Source organism: Frondihabitans sp. OV104 (genome assembly GCF_057787745.1).
Window position 1 is genome coordinate 3,353,005 of the sequence record NZ_CM173541.1, and the last position, 14,616, is coordinate 3,367,620.

Annotated in this window: 14 protein-coding genes; 7 read left to right on the top strand and 7 right to left on the bottom strand. The window is 71.8% G+C overall.

Annotated elements, in window-relative coordinates; translation table 11 throughout:
• Positions 1-28: 28 nt before the first annotated feature.
• Positions 29-964: an NADP-dependent oxidoreductase gene (locus AC3CBB_RS15830; RefSeq protein ID WP_488625336.1), complete on the top strand. Its 936-nt coding sequence runs from the start codon at positions 29-31 to the stop codon at positions 962-964.
• A 92-nt stretch (positions 965-1,056) separates the two neighbouring features.
• Here AC3CBB_RS15830 and AC3CBB_RS15835 read toward each other — a convergent pair whose 3' ends face one another.
• Both AC3CBB_RS15835 and AC3CBB_RS15840 read right to left on the bottom strand, forming a co-directional pair.
• Positions 1,057-1,716: an SIMPL domain-containing protein gene (locus AC3CBB_RS15835; RefSeq protein ID WP_488625337.1), complete on the bottom strand. Its 660-nt coding sequence runs from the start codon at positions 1,714-1,716 to the stop codon at positions 1,057-1,059.
• Between the two features lie 43 nt (positions 1,717-1,759).
• Complete coding sequence (locus AC3CBB_RS15840) at positions 1,760-2,398, bottom strand: alpha/beta hydrolase (protein WP_488625338.1); 639 nt, start codon at positions 2,396-2,398, stop codon at positions 1,760-1,762.
• A 64-nt stretch (positions 2,399-2,462) separates the two neighbouring features.
• Between AC3CBB_RS15840 and AC3CBB_RS15845 the strand changes: the two genes are divergently transcribed.
• The 3 genes from AC3CBB_RS15845 (at position 2,463) to AC3CBB_RS15855 (ending at position 6,005) form a co-directional block, all read left to right on the top strand.
• Positions 2,463-3,005, top strand: a complete 543-nt coding sequence (locus AC3CBB_RS15845; protein WP_123506841.1) for an NUDIX hydrolase family protein — start codon at positions 2,463-2,465, stop codon at positions 3,003-3,005.
• Positions 3,006-3,084: 79 nt separating this feature from the next.
• On the top strand, positions 3,085-4,464 hold the full coding sequence (locus AC3CBB_RS15850) for an alpha/beta hydrolase (protein ID WP_488625339.1): 1,380 nt from the start codon (positions 3,085-3,087) through the stop codon (positions 4,462-4,464).
• Entirely contained in the window at positions 4,461-6,005 is a 1,545-nt protein-coding gene (locus tag AC3CBB_RS15855; RefSeq protein ID WP_488625340.1) for a GMC family oxidoreductase, read from the top strand. Before AC3CBB_RS15850 ends, AC3CBB_RS15855 begins: the two co-directional genes overlap by 4 nt.
• 245 nt (positions 6,006-6,250) lie before the next feature.
• On the opposite strand, the gene AC3CBB_RS15860 is transcribed toward AC3CBB_RS15855, so the two are convergent.
• The 5 genes from AC3CBB_RS15860 to AC3CBB_RS15880 form a co-directional block, all read right to left on the bottom strand.
• Positions 6,251-7,261 carry an adenosine deaminase gene (locus AC3CBB_RS15860; RefSeq protein ID WP_488625341.1) on the bottom strand — a complete coding sequence of 337 codons (1,011 nt, stop codon included), beginning with the start codon at positions 7,259-7,261 and terminating at the stop codon, positions 6,251-6,253.
• Positions 7,262-7,270: 9 nt separating this feature from the next.
• Positions 7,271-8,539, bottom strand: a complete 1,269-nt coding sequence (locus AC3CBB_RS15865; RefSeq protein WP_488625342.1) for a Fic family protein — start codon at positions 8,537-8,539, stop codon at positions 7,271-7,273.
• Between the two features lie 91 nt (positions 8,540-8,630).
• Positions 8,631-9,356, bottom strand: coding sequence for an amino acid ABC transporter ATP-binding protein (locus AC3CBB_RS15870; RefSeq protein ID WP_233580058.1), 726 nt, complete (start codon positions 9,354-9,356; stop codon positions 8,631-8,633).
• Between the two features lie 59 nt (positions 9,357-9,415).
• Positions 9,416-10,270 carry an amino acid ABC transporter permease gene (locus tag AC3CBB_RS15875; protein WP_488625343.1) on the bottom strand — a complete coding sequence of 285 codons (855 nt, stop codon included), beginning with the start codon at positions 10,268-10,270 and terminating at the stop codon, positions 9,416-9,418.
• Positions 10,267-11,088 carry an ABC transporter substrate-binding protein gene (locus tag AC3CBB_RS15880; protein WP_488625344.1) on the bottom strand — a complete coding sequence of 274 codons (822 nt, stop codon included), beginning with the start codon at positions 11,086-11,088 and terminating at the stop codon, positions 10,267-10,269. The genes AC3CBB_RS15875 and AC3CBB_RS15880 overlap by 4 nt, the downstream gene beginning before the upstream one ends.
• Before the next feature lie 118 nt (positions 11,089-11,206).
• On the opposite strand from AC3CBB_RS15880, the gene AC3CBB_RS15885 reads away from it, so the two are divergent.
• Genes AC3CBB_RS15885 through AC3CBB_RS15895 form a run of 3 tightly spaced genes read left to right on the top strand, consistent with a single transcriptional unit; the run spans position 11,207 to position 14,590 of the window.
• Positions 11,207-12,793, top strand: coding sequence for an adenosylhomocysteinase (locus AC3CBB_RS15885; protein ID WP_488625345.1), 1,587 nt, complete (start codon positions 11,207-11,209; stop codon positions 12,791-12,793).
• Positions 12,790-14,121 (top strand): amidohydrolase family protein, encoded by a 1,332-nt coding sequence (locus AC3CBB_RS15890; protein ID WP_488625346.1) that lies wholly within the window; start codon positions 12,790-12,792, stop codon positions 14,119-14,121. Before AC3CBB_RS15885 ends, AC3CBB_RS15890 begins: the two co-directional genes overlap by 4 nt.
• Positions 14,114-14,590, top strand: coding sequence for a cupin domain-containing protein (locus tag AC3CBB_RS15895; protein WP_488625347.1), 477 nt, complete (start codon positions 14,114-14,116; stop codon positions 14,588-14,590). The genes AC3CBB_RS15890 and AC3CBB_RS15895 overlap by 8 nt, the downstream gene beginning before the upstream one ends.
• Positions 14,591-14,616 lie beyond the last annotated feature (26 nt).

Consider the following 14,616-nt stretch of genomic DNA (forward strand, 5'->3'; position numbering starts at 1 on the left):
CGAGCCCGCGTCGGCGTTAGATGGGCCCATGACTGAAAACGGCGTCACGCAGCACTGGGTCGCGACCTCCTACGGTTCCCTCGACGGGCTCGAGAAGCAGGGCGCCGACGTGCCGCCGCCCGGTCCCGGCGAGGTCACGGTCGACGTCGTGGCCGTCGGCATGAACCCCGCTGACGCGAAGGCCGTGCTGCTGGGCTCCGATGCGTCGAAGCTGCCCCTGGCGATCGGCTACGAGGTCGCCGGGCGCGTGGCCGCCGTGGGCGACGACGTCGGCCTGGCGCCGGGCGACGAGGTCGTCGCGTTCCGCGTGTCGGGCGGGTACGCGACGTCGATCACCGTGCCGTCGACGGATGTCTTCCCCAAGCCGCCCGCCCTCGGCTGGCCCGAGGCCGCCAACCTGCTGCTCGCGGGCGCCACGGCCGCCGAGATGCTGCACGTGGCCGGTGTCGAGAGCGGCCAGACGATCCTCGTGCACGGCGCCTCCGGAGCCGTCGGGGTCAGCGTCATCCAGCAGGCCCGCCTGCTCGGGGCCACCGTGATCGGGACGGCTTCCGAGCGCACCTTCGGCGTCGTCGAGGGCTTCGGCGCGACGGGCGTGGTCTACGGCGACGGACTCGAGGAGCGCGTCCGCAGCCTCACGCCTCACGGGATCGACGCCGCCCTCGACTGCGTCGGCACCGACGAGGCCGTCGACGTCTCGCTCGCCCTCGTCGCCGACCGCGGCCGGATCGTCAGCATCGCCGCGTTCGGCAGGGCCGAGCGCGACGGCTACCGGGTCGTGGGCGGTGCGATGCCCGAGAGCGCGGCGTTCCGCGACAGCGTGCGGGCCCACCTGCTGGAGCTCGCCGGAGCGGGCCAGCTCGTCGTGCCGATCGCGACGACGTTCGCGTTCGACGATGCGAAGGCCGCGCTCGAGCTCGTGGGGTCGGGGCACGCCGGGGGCAAGGTCGCGCTGCTGGTCTGAGTCGTGCGGGGCGTCGCAGTTCCTGCGCAGTCGACCCCGCGAAGCGGCATCCGCGCACCGCCGCGGCCTGGGGGAGTGGCGAGACGCCGTGTCTACATCGTGAAGTCGGCGGTGATCGACGCGTCGACCTGGACGTCCTCCGGCTTGAGCTCGAAGACGGCGCCGCCCGAGGCGTCGGACAACCCCAGAGGCACCATCGACTTCGAGTACCCGATGCCCTGGCCGCCGCCGACGCCAGGCCGCAGCCCTTCTTCATAGACCTTCTCGAGCTGCGGGCTTCCGAGGCCCAGCCCGGCGGCGTAGTCGTGCGCCTTCGTGATGGCGTCCTGCACGCTGGCGACGCGCACCTCGCGCTGCACCCGGAGGCGCGTCGGCTCGGTGAGCTTCCAGTCGATGCCGTGGAACTCGATGCCGCTCCGCTCGGCCAGGTCGCTGACCCAGTCGACGAGGGCGTCGAAGTCGGTGAAGGTGACCCGCACCTGCGACTGGGCGCGGTACCGGAGGACGGTCGTGTCGCTGTCTTTCACCCACTCGTTGTAGGCGTCGACGGCCACCGAGTCGGCGTACCACTCGGTCGCGGCCTTCGACGCGTCGTGCGACTTCGCGTCGGCCACCACCGCGGCGTGCGCGGCCAGCGCCTGAGTGCGCACGGCCTTCCGGTCGGGTCCGGTGAACGAGACGGTGACGGTGATGGTCGCCCGCTCGGCGGGGTGCAGCGCGGAGGCGTGCCCGGATACGACGAATGTGGTCATGTCGTCATCATGCCGCGCGCCGGGCCTGCGCGACAGGGGTCGCTCAGGCGGGGTGGACTCGGGCGAGGAACGCGTTGACGTCGTCGAGCTCCTCCTGGGCGATGCCGTGGGTGAGACCCGGGTAGACGGTGAGCTCGGCGCCCGGCGCGTGCGCGGTCAGCCAGGCCTCGGTGCGCTCCACCGCGGCCGGCGGGATCACGGCATCGGCGTCGCCGCGGCCGTAGAAGACCGCCGGCTCGGAGGCCGTGACGGCGTCGTCGACCTCGTCGGTGCCTCCGGGGACGACGAAGCCGGCGAGTACCACGGCGAAGTCGAAGAAGCCGGGGCGACGGCGCAGCAGCTGGAGCGAGAGAGAGCCGCCCTGCGAGAAGCCGAGCAGGCCGACGGTGGGGTGGGCGTCGCCGAGCGAGGCGACGAAGGCGAGCACCGCGTCGGCGGCCTCGTCGACGGGGGCGTACTCCGGAGCGCCCGGCTGCGACAGCGGGTACCACGAGAAGCCGCCGCCGTAGGCGAGAGGTGCTCGAAGGGACGCGTAGGCGAACTCCGTCGAGAGATGGGGCACCAGGCCGATGAGGTCGCCCTCGTGCGAGCCGACGCCGTGCAGCAGGAGCACGAGCGGCTTGCCCGCCCTCTCGGCCTCGGGGAGGGACCACTGGACGGCAGACGGATCGATCGAGACCATGTCGCAAGCGTAGCGAGCGGCCGCGTCGAAACGTGTTCGTCATGAGACCAGGTAAGAATGGCCCATGGCTTCCGTTCAGACTCCCGACCCCAACTCCGGCTGGCTCTCCGAGGAGGAGCTGTTCCAGATCCGGCAGCGCCTCCCGATCCTGTACGTGGAGGCGGTGCCCGTCCGCACCGACGGCCAGGGCCTCGTCACGGAGGTCGGGGTGCTTCTGCGCGCCGACAGCGAGGGCACTATGACGCGGATGCTCGTCTCGGGCCGCGTGATGTACGGGGAGTCGCTGCGCACCGCGCTCTTCCGGCACCTCGAGAAGGACCTCGGGCCGATGGCCTTCCCGCAGCTCCCGCCGTCGCCGGTGCCGTTCTCGGTCGCCGAGTACTTCCCCTTCCCGGGCGCCTCGGTCTACACCGACGAGCGACAGCACGCGGTCTCGCTGGCCTACGTCGTGCCCGTCACCGGCACCTGCGAGCCGCGCCAGGACGCCCTCGAGATCACCTGGATGAGCCCGCTCGTCGCCGCCAGCCCGGAGGTCGCCAGCGAGATGGAGGGCGGCCGCGGTGCCCTGCTCCGCACGGCCCTCGCCTCGGTGGGCGCGCTGAGCTAGCTCCTGTCGCCTCGGGAAGCGGCCGGCGTGTCCCCCGACCGCTGAGGTCGGTCGGAGGCCGGCGCGTACTGTCGAGCCGGTGTCGACTCCTACGATCTTCTGCCTTCACGCGCTGGGCTCCAGCCGTCTGGAATTCGAGCCGCTGGCTGAGCGTCTCGGCGACGACTTCGAGGTGGTCGCCTTCGATCTGCCCGGCTTCGGCGACGCCAACCGCGCCGAGGGGCTGAGCGTCGACGAGATGGTCGACGGCGTCATCCGCAAGATCCGGCGTCACGGCTCGACCCGCTTCCTCCTGGCCGGCCACAGCATGGGCGGCAAGGTCGCCACCCTCGTCGCCGCGCGGATCCTCGACGGGTCGGCCGGCCTGTTCGGCCTCACCGGCGTCGTGCTCCTCGCCGCGTCGCCGCCGTCCCCCGAGCCCATGAGCGACGAGAGCCGCGCGCAGATGCTCGGCTGGGCCGCGACCGGCCGAATCGACCACGACGCTGCCCGGACGTTCGTCGACGACAACGTCGGCGTGCCCCTCGGGGCCGCGGCCGACGAGCGCGCCCTGGCCGACGTCCAGCGGTCTCGGGCCGAAGCCTGGACCGCCTGGTTCGAGCGCGGCAGCCGCGAAGACCGGTCTGACGAGGTCGGGACGCTCGACGTCCCCGCCGTCATCCTGGCAGGCGGCGCGGACGGACCCCTCGGCGAAGACGGCCAGCGTCGCCTCAACCTGCCGGTCTACGGCCGGGCCGACGTCGTCGTGCTCGAGGGAGCCGGCCACCTCCTGCCTCTCGAGCGACCCGACGAGGTCGCCGCCGCCGTGCGGACCCTCTGGCGGGAGCACGCCGGCCGTGGACCCGAGGTGCCCGTCGACGTCGGCCGCGTGATCGCGTCGGGCCGCACGAACACCCGCACCCGCCGGATCCTCGCGCGCCGGGCCCTCGCCGACCGCCCGTCGTACGAGCCCCGGGCTCTCACCCCCGCGCAGCTCGAGACCCTCCGGGCGGTCGCGGCGCGCGTCGTCCCGCAGACGGGCGAGCCCATCGACCTCGCCGCGCGGGTCGACTCGCAGCTGCACCGCGGACACAGCGACGGCTGGCGGAATGTCGCTCTGCCGCCCGATCCCGAGGCGTACCGACTCGCGTTGACGGCGCTCGCCGGATTCGGCGACCTGTCCGAGCACGCCCGCGACGAGACGCTCACCGCCATCGTCGACGGCAGCTGGACGCCGCCGGCCGGCACCCTCACCGCCGACCAGATGACCCTGTGGTTCGAGGACTGCCGCGTCGACCTCTCGCGCACCTGGCTCGCCCACCCGGCGACCATGGCCCGCGTCGGCTTCGACGGCTTCGCCAACGGCGGCGACGTGCAGCGGATCCAGGGCTTCCACCTGCTCGCCGCGGACACCCGCGAGGGCTGGGAGCCGCTCCCGCACCCGACTCACGACCACGACACCCAGGAGGCAGCCCGATGAGGCTCGACGGAATGCGCACCTACTCGGACGACGAGATCGTCGACGCGGTCGTCATCGGCACCGGCGCCGGCGGAGCGCCCGTGCTCGCGACCCTCGCCGAGCGCGGTCTGCGCGTGGTCGCGCTCGAGGCGGGCCCGAACTTCGACCCGCACGAGTTCACGCCCGACGAGAACCAGGCCGTCGACATCAACTGGATGGAGGAGCGGCTGACCGACGGGGCGAACCCGACGGCCTTCGGCGCCAACAACTCCGGCCGCGGCGTCGGCGGCTCGACGCTGCACTGGGGCGCCTTCACGCCGCGCCCCGACCCCCGCGACCTGAAGCTGCACTCCGACTCCGGCAAGGGCGTCGACTGGCCCATCGAGCACGACGAGCTGATCCCCTACATCGAGCGCGTCGAGCACTTCGTCGGCATCGCCGGCCCCGAGTTCTACCCGTGGGATCCGTCGCGCAAGTACCTCATGCCGCCGCCGGCGAGGAACGCGTCGTCCGACATGATGATGCGCGGCTGCGAGGCCCTCGGCATCCGAGCCACCGACGCCCCGGCGGCTCTCACCACCGTCGACCGCCACCAGGAGCACGCCGGACTCCGCCCCGCCTGCTCGTCCTGCGGAAGCTGCCACCAGGGCTGCCGCAGCGGTGCCAAGGTCAGCATGGACACCACCTACCTCCCGCTCGCGGTCGCGCACGGCGCCGAGATCCGTCCTGACTCGATGGTGACCGGCATCGAGCTCGACGGCCAGGGCCGCGTCAGCGCGGTCGTCTACCTCCGCGACGGCGTCGAGCACCGCCAGCGGTGCGCCGCGCTCTTCCTCTGCGCCGGCGGCGTCGAGACTCCGCGCCTGCTCCTCCACACGGGGCTGGCCAATTCGAGCGGCCAGGTCGGCAGGAACTACATGGCCCACGGCGCCACGCAGGTGTGGGGCACGTTCGAGACCGAGATGCGCAGCCACCGCGGCTACCCGTCGTCGATCATCACCGAAGACACGCTCCGCCCCGACGACGCCGACTTCGCCGGCGGCTACCTGCTCCAGAGCCTCGGCGTCGTGCCGCTCACCCTCGCCACGACCATGGTGCGGGGCGGCGGCCTCTGGGGTCGGGAGCTCGTCGACGCCATGGACGGCTACCGGTATCTTGCCGGGGTCGGCATGAACGGCGAGTGCCTGCCCAGCGACGACAACGTGCTCACGCTCTCGGACGAGAAGGACGCCTACGGCATCCCGAAGGCCCGCGTCGCCTTCAGCTCGGGCGAGAACGAGGAGGCCATGGACCGACACGCGATCCGCACCATGACCGCGATCGTCGAAGCGGCCGGAGCCACGTCGACCCGTGTGCTCGCGCGGACGGCTCACACCATCGGAACCGCCCGCATGGGCGATTCGGCCGACTCGGCCGTCGTCGACGCGGACGGACGGAGCTTCGACGTGCCCAACCTGTGGATCGCCGACAACTCGGTCTTCCCGAGCGCCGTGGTCGCGAACCCGGCGCTGGCGATCATGGCACTGGGGCTCCGCAGCGCCGAGAAGTTCCTGGCGGCGTAGGCGCCGCGGGGCCTGCTCGCGAGGTGGCCCTGCTTGCGAGGTGGCCTGCCTACGAAGTGGCCCTCGCCGTCGGCCCCGAGGCGGGGGCCCGACGGGCGGGGCCATTTCGCGAGTGGGGGCGCCGCCCGGCGTGCCGGGCCGTTTTCGCGAGGAGGCCCTTGGCGTCGGCCCCGGGGCGGGGGCCCGACGGGCGCGGCCATCTCGAGTGGGGGCGGCGCCCGGCGTGCCGGGCACGGGCTCCGCGACTACTGCGGCGCGTCGAGCCAGGCGTCGACCCCGGCGAGCAGCTCGGCCTTGCGGTCGGCGGACGCGAACGCTCCCGTGATTGAGTTGCGCGCCAGCGACGCGAGCGCGGCATCGTCGAGCCCCAGGCTGGTGCGGACCGCGCGGAAGTTGTCGTCGATGTAGCCCCCGAAGTACGCCGGGTCGTCGGAGTTCACGGTGGCGAGGACGCCGAGCTCGAGCATCCGCGGCAGGGGGTGGTCGGCGAGGTCGCGCGTCACGGCGAGCCGCACGTTCGAGAGCGGGCAGACGGTCAGCGTGATGCCGTCGGCGACGAGGCGCTCGACGAGGGCCGGGTCTTCGAGGCTGCGGATGCCGTGGTCGACGCGCTGCACCCGGAGGTCGTCGAGGGCGGACCAGACGTACGAGGGGTCGCCCTCCTCGCCGGCGTGTGCGACGGCGTGGAGGCCGAGTTCCTGCGCCCGCGCATAGACGGCGCCGAAGGGGGCGGCGGGGAAGCCGACCTCGGACGAGTCCATGCCGATCGCCAGCAGGTCGCCGGCGCGGTGGGCCACCGACTCGAGGGTGGCCATCGCGTCGTCGGCGGGGAGGTGGCGCATGACGCAGAGGATCAGGCCGCCGGTGATCCCGTGGTCGGCCTCGGCCTGGCGGAACGCGTCGAGCAGGCCGTCGAGGACGTCGTCGATAGCCACGCCGCGGGCCGTGTGGGCCTGGGGGTCGAAGAACAGCTCGACGTGGCGGACTCCGTCGTGCGCGGCTCGCTCCAGGTAGGCGGCGGCCAGGTCGCGGAAGTCGTCGCGGGTCACGAGCACGGCGGTGCACGCGTAGTAGAGGTCGAGGAACTCCTGCAGGTTCGAGAAGCTGTAGCGCGAGCGCAGGTCGTCGATGTCGGCGTAGGGGAGCGCGACGCCGTTCTTCGCGGCGAGGGCGAAGACCATCTCGGGCTCGAGGGTTCCCTCGGCGTGGACGTGCAGCTCGGCTTTGGGGAGGGTGCGGGTGTCGCGCTCGGTCATCGCGCCAGGCTAGTGCTGAGGGCGAGCCGGCACCGGCCGATTCGGCTGGACGGAGGCTGTGTCGAGCACGGGCGACGCGAGCCGTCGTTCGAACAAGGCCATCGCCGTGATGATCGATTGCACTTCGAACACTCGATTGCGTGCGCCGACGCTGCGTTGAACGACGATGCCCACGGCTTCGAGCGCGGCCAGCCCGTCGTTAATGGTCGTGAAGCTGCGGTTCGTGGCGCTCTGCACCGACCGTGCCGTGAGCACGGGCATTCCGGGGAGGAGGTCAAGGAGTTCCCAGACCGCCGAGTCAGAGCGGACTCCGACGAGGGCGGACCTCCAGGTCGCCTGCAATCCGCGTATCTCGGACTCGAAGCGCTCCATCTGGTCCACCACTTCGGACACTGCTGTGCTGAAGAACCGCACGAAGTGTGCTGCGCGCGATGCGGCCAGGGGCGAGGACCCGTCGCCCTGGTAGCGGAAGAGCGTCAATGCCTCGACATAGTCGCGCGAATGCGTGGCGAAGCTGAGCGAGATCGGCGGAGCGGCCGCGCTCGTTGCGCCGCGGGATCGAAGGACCATGTGGATCAGAGCTCGGCCTGTCCGGCCGTTGCCGTCGGCGAAGGGATGGATGGTCTCGAACTGCGCGTGGGCGATCGCAGCGATAGCGATGGATGGCAGGTTGCTCCTGTCGACGAACTCGAGCAGATCGAGGAGAAGTCCCTCGACAGCATCGGGGTGCGGAGGCACGAATTCGGCAAGCGCGGGTGTGGCGCCGCCGATCCAGTTCTGCCCCTGCCGCAGCCGCCCTCCGATCTCGGGCGTAGCGGATCTCCGCATGAGCTCGCGATGGGTGGAGAGAATGTCGTCGAGAACGATCTCGTGGCCCGACTGGATTCGCTCGATCACGAGGCGCATGGCATCGATGTTGCCGATCACTTCGCCCGCGGTCGTGTGTCGATGTCCGGCCTCGGTTCGGGCGAGGTGCTCCTCTTCGAGGAGGCGCCGTGGCGACACCTCGAGCCCCTCGATCCGAGACGACGCCACGGCCTCAGCCCGAAGCAGTATTCGCCCGAGAGCCTCTGTTCCGCCGAGGTGGAAGAGTCGGGACTCGGACTCAGCGAGGGCGGCGCCTGCCTCCGCCACCGATCGCCAGGTGTCGGAGTCGAGTTCGAGGAGCCGGTCGCGGAGCGGGTCAGGTTCGTAGCGCAGATAGGAGTAGCCGGTTCGCTCGCTTCGCGTGGCCGCGCCTGGATCTCCGCGATGCCGTACGTGCGTGAAGCGAGCCATGTGTCGATTCTTTCATATTGCGGGTTAATGAGTTAGGCCGCAATAAGGACATCTTTGCTCGTCTTTCGGTCTTCGCGTCGGAGCGTCGAGGCTAGTGGGCCGCGCGCGAGAGGAACTCGATAAGCGCCGGGTGCTGCGGCGCGTCGAGCACCTCGGCCGGCGCGCCCTGCTCGACGACCTCGCCCTTGTGCAGGAAGACGATGCGGTCGGCCACGTTCCGCGCGAAGTGCATCTCGTGCGTCGTCATGAGGATCGTCGAGCCGCCCTCCTTGAGCTCGGTCACGAGGTCGAGCACCTCGCCGACGAGCTGCGGGTCGAGCGCGCTCGTCACCTCGTCGAGCAGCAGCAGTTCGGGGTCGGACGCGATCGCTCGAGCGATGGCGACGCGCTGCTGCTGCCCGCCCGAGAGCCGGTCGGGGTAGGCGCCAGCGAACGTGCCCAGCCCGATGCGGTCGAGCAGGGTCTGCGCTGTCGCCTCGGCCGCGGCGCGGTCGATGCCGTGCACCCGGCGCGACGCGAGGGTCACGTTGTTCAGCACGGTCATGTGCGGGAAGAGGTTGAACTGCTGGAAGACGACGCCGATGCGCGCGCGGGTGGCGTCGACGTCGACCCGCGGATCGGAGATGTCGCTGCCGCGCAGCAGGATCTGGCCGTCGTCGATCCCCTCGAGCAGGTTGACCGTCTTGAGCAGCGTCGACTTGCCTGATCCGGAGGCGCCGATCACGGCGATGACCTCGTGCGTGTGCACGGTCAGGTCGATGCCCCGCAGCACCTCCTGATCGCCGAAGGACTTGCGGAGGCCGCGCAGCTCCAGCACTGCATCGGGGGTCGGCGCGGATTCGGACGTGGGCTGGTCGTCGCGGAAAGCCGGGGTGCTCACACCGCACCCCCGATCTGCTCGCGCCGCTGCTGGCGTCGGGCGATGGCGTCGGTCACACGGATGAGCGGCAGGCTGATGACCACGAACAGCAGGCCGGCGACGACGTACGGCGTGAAGTTGTAGGTCTCCTGCGACGCGATCTGAGCGCTGCGCACGGCATCGATCGCGCCGAGGATCGAGACGAGCCCGACGTCCTTCTGCATGGAGACGAAGTCGTTCATGAGCGCCGGGGTGACCTTGCGGAGCGCCTGCGGCAGCACGACGAGGCGGAGAGTCTTGGCGTGCGACAGGCCGAGCGACCGCGCGGCGAGGCGCTGCGACGGGTGCACGGCCTCCATGCCGGCGCGGAGCACCTCGGCGATGTACGACGAGTAGGTGAGGATGATCGCGACCGTGCCGAGCACGGCGTAGGGCAGCCGCGGGAAGACGCCGAGCCCGGGGATCCCGAACCCGACGAGGTACAGCACGATGATGAGCGGCAGGCCGCGGAACAGGTCGGTGTAACCGGTCGCGAGCATTCGCAGCGGGAAGAACACCGGGTTCTGCAGCCCGCGGACCACCGCGAGCAGCGTGCCGAATACGGCCACGCCGATGGCCGCGAAGAACAGGATCCGCACGTTCAGCCACAGGCCGAGCAGGATCGACGGGAACGAGTCGGCCGCCGTCTTCGGGTCGAAGAACGACTGCTGGACGGAGGCCCAGCCGGGGGTGTTGACGACGCCGAAGTAGACGATGGCGACGACCACGACGGTCGACGCGATGCTCGCGATCAGCGAGCGGCGGCCGCGCTGGCGGCGGTAGAGGCGCCGCTCGACCTCCAGCTCGGACGGCGCGCCGACGGCGGCGGTCACTTGAGGACGGGGGCGTCGACCTTGTCGGACAGCCAGGTCTTCGTCAGCTCGGCCAGGGCGCCGTCTTTCTCGAGAGCGGCCAGGGCGGTGTCGACCTTCGAGGTGACCTTCGAGCCCTTCGGGAGCACGAAGGCGAACTGGTCGCCGTCTCCCGTCGACGGGAACTGGCCGATGACCTTGCCGTCGTCGAGCTCGGCCGAGGCGATGTAGAACGCCGTGGGGAGGTCGGTGACGACCGCATCGATCTGGCCCGATTTGAGGGCCAGGATCGCGTCGTCGTTCGAGTTGAACACCTGCGGCGTGACTCCGACGTCTTTCTGGACGGTCGCGAGGCTGGTCGTGCCGGTCGCGACGCCGATGCTGTCGCCCTTGAGATCGGCGACGCTGGTGGCGTCCGCGGCCTTCGACTTGCTCGTCGTGACGACGGCCTGGGTGGTCGTGTAGTACGGCGTCGAGAAGTCGACGGCCTTCTTGCGGGCGGTGGTGACGCTGAACTGCTGGATGTTGAGGTCCCAGTCTTTCGCGCCGGGCGCGATGGCGCTGTCGAAGGTGGATCTCGTCCAGACGACGTCGGACTTCGAGTAGCCCATCTCCTTGGCGACGGCGTAGGCCACGGCCGACTCGAAGCCCTCGCCCGACTGCGGCTTGTTGTCCTCGACCCACGGCGAGTAGGCGGGCTGCCCGGTCGCGATGGTGAGCTTGCCGTCGGTCACGGTGCCGGAGGCGCTGCTCGACGAGCCGGCGGAGCAGCCGGCGAGAGCGAGCGTCGCGGCGAGGACGGTGGCGGCGACGACAGCAGTGCGGGAGCGGAGACGCATCTCAGGGAGCCTTCGTTCGAGGAGTGGGGAAGTACTGGATATTACAGCGCAACCACCGACACTCGCGCGGTCGGCGTCACGCAACGACTCGCAGGGCGGGCCTTGCCATACTGAGGGCATGCACGAGCAAGCGTGGGCGTCGGCCGCGGTCCGCCGTTTCGCGCGTGAGACGAACCTCCTGATCGCCGGGCGACGGTTCCGTATCGAGGGCGGGGGAGCCCGTGCCGATGCGCTCCGGAGCCTGCTCCAGGCCCTCGGCGGGCGAGACCTGCCGGCCGGCCCCGTCGATCACCTGTGGCTGGTCGACACGGCGGATCGCGGGCCCGACGAGGGCGCCCTCGTCATCGACACGAGCGACGACGCGGCCCCGCTCCGCCAGGACGACGCCGACAGCCGCATCGAGTGGGCGGCGCAGCGCATGCCGATCTCGACCGAGACCGTCAGGGGCCTCGACCTGGCGGGCCTGCGGGTCGGCGTGAGCATGGTGCTGGAGCCGAAGACGGCCGTGCTGTCGCTGCTGCTGCGTGACGCCGGCGCGGAGGTGGCCGTGTACGCCCACGCCGACGAGACCGACGACGCCGTGGCCGACGCGCTCCGCACGCGCGGGTTCAGCGTCTACGCCGACAGCGCCGCGACGCTCCGGGAGCAGCGGGGGCTGGCGCTCGAGTTCCTGCGCACGCGACCCGACATCCTGCTCGACGACGGATCGCACCTGATCAGGCTGGCCCACGAAGAGACGCTGCCTCAGGAGGAGACGCTGGCCCACGAAGAGACGCCGCCTCAGGAAGAGACGCCGGCCCGCGAAGAGACGCCGCCCCGCGACGCCGCCCCCGAGCTCCTCGACGGCATGATCGGAGCCGCCGAGGAGACCACGTCGGGGCTGCGGCCGCTCCGCGTGATGGCCGAGCGCGGCGACCTCCGCGTGCCCGTCATCGCCGTGAACGACGCCCGCACCAAGACCTGGTTCGACAACCGCTACGGCACCGGCCAGTCGTGCGTCTTCGCGATCGTCGACGCGCTCGACGGCGTCGAGGGGCACCGGGTCGCGCCCGGCGGCAGAGCGGTCGTCGCCGGCTTCGGCCCCGTGGGCGAGGGCTGCGCGCAGATGCTGACGGCGCTGGGGCTGAGTGTCACGGTGGCCGAGATCGACCCCGTGCGCGCGCTTCAGGCGGCGTACGCCGGGTACGCGGTGGCGCCGCTCGAGACCGCCGTGGCCACCGCCGACCTCGTCGTCTCGGCGACGGGGGTGCGCGACACCGTGACGTTCGCCGCCCTGAGTTCCTGCGCGCCCGGGTGCGTCATCGCCGTCGCCGGCGGAGTCGACAACGAGGTGGCGCTCGCCGAAGCTCAGGGCGCAGGAACCTCCCGCCTCACCCTGACAGAGCACGTCGAGTCGCTGACGCTGCCGGGCGGCGGCGGCGTGCTTCTGCTGGCGGGAGGCTCCTGCGTCAACATCGCGGCCGGCGAGGGCAACCCGATCGAGATCATGGACCTCTCGTTCGCGGTGCAGCTCGAGGCGGTGCGCACGCTGCTCGCCGGTCGCGGCTCGCTGGCGCTGGGCCTGCACCCGGTCGACCCGGGCGCCGATCACCGCATCGCGACGCTCGCGCTCCGGCGGCTCGGTGTGACGACGCCGCCGTTCGCCGCGAGCCCGGGCGACGCTCCCGTCGACGTCGCCACCACGCGCTTCGGGCCGCGCGCATGACCGGAGCCGGCCCCGGCGGCCCCGTCTCGGTCCACTCGGCCCGCATCGTCGTGCCGATGACCGCCCCGCCCATCCTCGACGGCGCCGTCGCGGTGCAAGACGGCCGCATCCTGCACGTCGGCGAGCACGCCTGGGTCGTCGACCAGCTCGCCGCCCGCGGCCTGGCGTTCACCGAGCACCACTGGCGCGGCGCCCTGCTGCCGGGCCTCGTCAACGCCCACTCGCACCTGCAGTACACCGGCATGGCAGCCGTCGGTCAGGGGCAGTACGACGGATTCGACGACTGGGCGAAGGCGTTCGACGTCGAGTACGAGAAGCCGCACGACTGGAGGGCCGAGGCGGCAGCCGGGGCCGCGGCGTCGATCGTCGCCGGGGTGACCAGCATCGCCGACATCGTCACCGACATGGAGGCGGCATCGGTGCTCGGCGACGCCGGGCTCGGCGGCGTCGCGTTCTGGGAGGTCATGAACTGGGAGAACGCGGCCTGGGAGGCGCGCGGCCGCGACCAGGTCGTGGCCGAGCTGGAGCGCATCCCGGCCGTCCCCGGGGTCGGCCTGTCGCCGCACGCGCCCTACTCGCTCGACGTCTCGCCGCTGCTCGAGCTGCCCGACATCGTCCGCCAGCGCGGCCTCCGCCTGCACCTTCACCTCGGGGAGTCGGCGTTCGAGGGCGAGCGCATCCCGACCGACCACGGCGAGCGGCACGAGGACTGGCACTTCGCCGGCGTCCCCTCCTTCCGCGCGCTGCGCGAGCTGGGCTTCGGCGCCAGCGCCACCAGCTTCGTCGACCGCCTCGGGGTGCTCGGGCCCGACTGCCACATCGCGCACGGCGTCTACATGACCGCCGCCGACCGCGCCCTGCTGCGAGCCCGCGGCACGGCCGTCGCGCTCTGCCCGCGCTCCAACGCCGTGATCGGCCTCGACCCGCCGCCGGTCGCCGACTACCTCCGCGAGGGCAGCCCGATCGCGATCGGCACGGACTCGCTGTCGTCGTCGCCCTCGCTCGACCTGATGGCCGACGTCACGGCCCTGCACCGCATCGCCCGTGCCCAGGGCTACGGCGCCCTCGACCTGCACGAGCGGCTGCTCGCCGCAGTCACTCTCGGCGGCGCGAATGCCATCGGCCTGGCCACCGGACCCGACCGCATCGGCCACCTCGCCGTCGGAGCCCGCGCCGACCTCGTCGTGTTCGACGTCGACGCCCGCACCGTCCCCGACGCCTTCGCCGCCCTCGTCGAGGACGGCGCCGGGCGCGCCAGCGCCACCGTCATCCGCGGCGAGATCCGCGCGCAGGATGGCGCCCTCCTCACGAAAGAAGCCCATGACTGACCAGGTAGCCCGCCGAACCGTCGACGGCGAAGTGATCGAGTGGCTCGACGTGCCCGCGCGCGCCGCGGCCCTCGACCTCGAGCCGCACCCCGAGGGCGGCTGGTACCGCCGCACCTGGACGTCGCCGGCCCTGAACGCCACCGGCGACCGGCCCGCGGCGACGCTGATCCACTTCCTGCTCCCGCCCGGCGAGGCGTCGGCCTGGCACAAGGTCGAGTCCGACGAGATCTGGCTCTGGCACGGCCCCGACGAGGTCGTGCTCGAGCTCGGAGGAACGAGTGCAACGCCGGTCGCCGCCGAGCGCCACGTCCTGGGCCCGGGCGCAGGAACGGCCGGCTCCGAGTCCGTCGCCCAAGGGCTCGTGCCCGCAGGCACCTGGCAGCGCACCCTCCCCTCGGCCGGCGAGGCACTCGTCTCGTGCCTGGTCTCGCCCGGGTTCACCTTCGACGACTGGTCGCTCGCCGACTAGCGCGCGAACGGCCTAGCGTGGTGCCA

Excerpts from the sequence above, each read along its gene's own strand:
- AC3CBB_RS15830 (WP_488625336.1), top strand. The coding sequence starts at position 29 with ATGACTGAAAACGGCGTCACGCAGCACTGGGTCGCGACCTCCTACGGT.
- AC3CBB_RS15835 (WP_488625337.1), bottom strand. The coding sequence starts at position 1,716 with ATGACCACATTCGTCGTATCCGGGCACGCCTCCGCGCTGCACCCCGCC.
- AC3CBB_RS15840 (WP_488625338.1), bottom strand. The coding sequence starts at position 2,398 with ATGGTCTCGATCGATCCGTCTGCCGTCCAGTGGTCCCTCCCCGAGGCC.
- AC3CBB_RS15845 (WP_123506841.1), top strand. The coding sequence starts at position 2,463 with ATGGCTTCCGTTCAGACTCCCGACCCCAACTCCGGCTGGCTCTCCGAG.
- AC3CBB_RS15855 (WP_488625340.1), top strand. The coding sequence starts at position 4,461 with ATGAGGCTCGACGGAATGCGCACCTACTCGGACGACGAGATCGTCGAC.
- AC3CBB_RS15860 (WP_488625341.1), bottom strand. The coding sequence starts at position 7,261 with ATGACCGAGCGCGACACCCGCACCCTCCCCAAAGCCGAGCTGCACGTC.
- AC3CBB_RS15865 (WP_488625342.1), bottom strand. The coding sequence starts at position 8,539 with ATGGCTCGCTTCACGCACGTACGGCATCGCGGAGATCCAGGCGCGGCC.
- AC3CBB_RS15880 (WP_488625344.1), bottom strand. The coding sequence starts at position 11,088 with ATGCGTCTCCGCTCCCGCACTGCTGTCGTCGCCGCCACCGTCCTCGCC.
- AC3CBB_RS15885 (WP_488625345.1), top strand. The coding sequence starts at position 11,207 with ATGCACGAGCAAGCGTGGGCGTCGGCCGCGGTCCGCCGTTTCGCGCGT.
- AC3CBB_RS15890 (WP_488625346.1), top strand. The coding sequence starts at position 12,790 with ATGACCGGAGCCGGCCCCGGCGGCCCCGTCTCGGTCCACTCGGCCCGC.
- AC3CBB_RS15895 (WP_488625347.1), top strand. The coding sequence starts at position 14,114 with ATGACTGACCAGGTAGCCCGCCGAACCGTCGACGGCGAAGTGATCGAG.